Consider the following 3511-nt stretch of genomic DNA (forward strand, 5'->3'; position numbering starts at 1 on the left):
CTGCCGCCGAGGAGATCCTGCTGGTCAGCGGCGGCGCCTACGTGCGCATCAAGGGCGGCAATATCGAGCTGCATGCGCCCGGCAAGGTCACCGTCAAGGGGGCGACGAAGAATTTTGGGGGGCCGACCAGCATGTCGCACACCTTCAATGATTTCCCGACCACCGCCTATCAGGAAACGTACAAAGCCACGCGCCCCGATGGAACGCCTCTCCCTAATGTGGCCTTCGAGTTGCTCCGCCATGGCAAGGTCATCCATACCGGTACGACGGATGCCCAGGGCGACACCCAGGTTCAGAAAAGCGAATTCGTCGAAGGGATGACCATTCACTTCCGGGGACAGCGGGAATGAGTCAGTACGATATCTACGACATCTACGATATGGCCACCAGCTTCATGCGCCCCAGTGCGGAAAACCATGTCACCCCGGTGATCGTGCATGAAGGCGTCATCCCCATCGTTTTCGTACCGGGTGTGATGGGGAGTAATCTGGTAAATACTCAGTCAGACGATACATGGCGTCTTGATAGCCAGTTGAGCGCTTCGCCGTGGCTGATCAAAGGCGCTCAAGCCAGAAAACGTATACTTAATCCCACGCAAACCGTTGTCGACTCTGAGGGGGACGTCTCACAAGACATCGCACGTCGCTATATCGATCATCGGAGCGGAGACACGATTCCGACGGATGAGCTACTTCGAGAGCGCGGCTGGGGCGAAGTGGCGAACATGTCCTACGGCAACTTTCTGGCGTGGCTCGAAAACCAGCTCAATATCGAAGCCAACAGCGCGTTCAGCACGCTCGAGAGCAACCTGACTCGCCACTATATCGGGACCCGAGGCCTGAGCGAGGAACAAGCCCAGGCGCGAGCCAAACGCAACGCCCAGACCTTGGGGCGCTTCAACTTTCCGGTCCATGCCTGCGGCTATAACTGGTTGCAGTCCAATTCGGATTCGGCGGCCGCACTGGCCCAACGAGTCGATGAGATCATCGCCGGCTATCACAAGGCACGCATGAGGTGTAAGCAAGCCATTCTCATCACCCACTCCATGGGTGGCTTGGTCGCGCGGTACTATTCGGAGGTTTCCGGGGGTAACGCCAACCTGCTGGGCATCGTCCATGGCGTCATGCCCACCACGGGCGCGGCGGTGTTCTACCGACGGATGAAATCCGGCACTGAAAGCCAGGCGTTCAGTCCATCATCGTGGGCCACCAGCCAGGTGTTGGGGGCCTCGTCACGCGAGATGACAGCGGTGCTGGCGCAGGCCCCGGGTCCGCTGCAGCTGGTGCCGACGCCGGAATATGGCAGCGGCTGGCTGCGTATCGAAAAGCAAGGAGAGTCGGCATTGACGCTGCCGACGGCTAACGACCCTTACACCGACATCTATCTCGAACGCGAACACTGGTGGGGCATGATGGACGAGGCGTTGGCCATGCCGGAGCTGGGGCTGGGCGCGCCTGACCGGCAACGGGAATTGCATGAAGCATGGGAGTCTTACGCTAAATTGGTCTCCCATGATGTAGCAAAGTTCCATGCTGACACTCAGGGAAAATTTCATACCAATACCTATCTGTTTTATTCGGATAGCGATGCCCACCCCAGCTATGGCACTGTCACCTGGCGTGGAGGAGAGGTCAGCTATGGCTCTGACACCCTGATGAGCGCAAGAATGATGAATCAATATGGCGAACGCCGGATGATTGCCGAGCACGATTCGCGTGGCCGCCCGCGCTTTTGCCAATACACCATCAGTGACGCGGATGAGCCTGGCGATGGGACCGTTCCCGTGCGCTCCGGCAGTAGGGGGGTGTCCCAAGCACGGGAGAGCCTGGCCATCGCCACCGAGCACGAGCCAGCCTACAACCAGGAGGCCGCACGCTGGTTCACGCTGGCCTCGCTTCTCGAGATTGCCGAGCAATGGGAATGAAGGCATACAGGACGTCACAGATGATCACGCAATTGCGAGCACCGCTCATTAGCGGACTATTACTGCTGGCCACGGCGTGTGGCGCACCGGAACAGGGAGTCCCCGAGATGAACGATCAGGAACGCCAGACCGTCGAGGCCTATACCGAAACGCAAGCGCCGGTTTGCATTGGCCGTTTTCAGGTCGATATGCCTTCGCAACTGGCACCGCGCTTCAGCAGTCTGACCGTCAATGAAGCCAAAATCAGTGCCACGCCCAATAGCCGGCAGATGTTCGAGCGCTTTATCGAAAAACGTCAAAAAGCATTACAGGAACATCCTGTTGACGCACGAGACGCGCCATTCCTGAAAAATATCATTCGTCATGATGACATCGTCATTTTCGATCGTAACGAAAGCCAAGGCACTTATGATTCTGCTAGAACTCTAGAGGGTTATCGATTTGTAGGGCTGACCATGTTCAGTATCGAAATCGATGCCATCGATCTCAGCGATGAAAAGAACAGTAAGCATCGGGCCTACCTTGAAAGCAATAAATCCGAACGTCTTAAACAGGTCGAATACTTGTTGAACCACCTGTCGCCCCGGAAGGCGGGGGAGATTCCCGAACGCCCTGGCCTGTGTTTCGAACACGGCTTTCTGGCCGGCGGTGCCGATCAGGCGATTCCCGGGGCGGCGGTACCGACACGCAAGGAACAGATTGGAATGAGATTTTCAGATAACAAAAACCGGGATGTCTACATTCATTTCTACACGGATAGCACCATTGCTGAAGAAGACACTTTGTTGGATCGTACCGATCAGGCTGAACGGGCATTAGCCAATGATCAAAATTTCTCAGTTTTGAGAAAAGGTGAAGTGGATCTCGATGGTATAGATCAGGCGGAAGAATGGCTCAGTGCAGGCACGACTGACGAAAACGTCAAAGGCAATTATTTCAATCTCGAAGCTAATAGCCGGATAGGCTCGCCCGGCACTCCCTATGTTGATATTTCTCTGCGCAACGGCCAGTTTGCTCACGATGAAGATCACCCCGCTCTTGACAAAGCCTCGCTAACCGATGCCGAGGCAGTGGGACTATGGGATGCGATCACGCGGACATTCAAGCCCCGCCCCGACGCCTTTTGACCTGACTCGTCGGCATGACATCAACGGCCCCTTCATGCCCTTGAAGGAGCCGTTTTTCGATCTTGTCGCCCCCTCTCGCCATCCCGCCATCCCGCCATCCCGCCATCAGTGACGCAGATGAGCCGATGGGACCGTCCCGGAGCGCTCCGGAAGCATGGGGGTGTCCCAGGCCCGTGAGAGCCTGGCCGTCGCCACCGAGCACGAGCCAGCCTGACCTTCCCCCTGGTTTAGGTCCACTACCAATGTGAGAAACCGCTGCTTCATGCGCACTGCTCGGCATACGCTATTGGTGGCAAGTAGCCCAGCGAGCTGTGCGGTCTGACATGGTTGTAATGGGTTCTCCATTGTGTGATTTCGTGTCGTGCATCCGCCAGGCTCAAGAACCAGTGCTGATTGAGACAGCCGTCTCGGAACTTGCCGTTGAAGCTCTCGATGAACGCATTCTGCGTCGGCTTGCCCG

Annotated in this window: 4 protein-coding genes; 3 read left to right on the forward strand and 1 reads right to left on the reverse strand. The window is 56.9% G+C overall.

The window, feature by feature from the left end; genetic code table 11:
* From HR9077_RS22240 to HR9077_RS17115, 3 genes are all read left to right on the forward strand, one after another.
* Positions 1-350, forward strand: a 350-nt coding sequence (locus tag HR9077_RS22240; RefSeq protein WP_244613324.1) for a DUF2345 domain-containing protein, incomplete at its 5' end; no start/stop codon positions are given.
* Positions 347-1924, forward strand: coding sequence for an esterase/lipase family protein (locus HR9077_RS17110; protein ID WP_136068472.1), 1578 nt, complete (start codon positions 347-349; stop codon positions 1922-1924). The genes HR9077_RS22240 and HR9077_RS17110, both read left to right, overlap by 4 nt.
* A 20-nt stretch (positions 1925-1944) precedes the next feature.
* Positions 1945-3051: a T6SS immunity protein Tli4 family protein gene (locus tag HR9077_RS17115; protein ID WP_136068474.1), complete on the forward strand. Its 1107-nt coding sequence runs from the start codon at positions 1945-1947 to the stop codon at positions 3049-3051.
* 260 nt (positions 3052-3311) lie between these two features.
* Here HR9077_RS17115 and HR9077_RS17120 read toward each other — a convergent pair.
* The coding region (locus HR9077_RS17120; RefSeq protein ID WP_136066684.1) for an integrase core domain-containing protein at positions 3312-3511 on the reverse strand (200 nt) is incomplete at its 5' end.

Origin of the sequence: Modicisalibacter radicis (assembly GCF_900961225.1) — a bacterium.
In the GTDB taxonomy this organism is placed as follows: Bacteria; Pseudomonadota; Gammaproteobacteria; order Pseudomonadales; family Halomonadaceae; genus Modicisalibacter.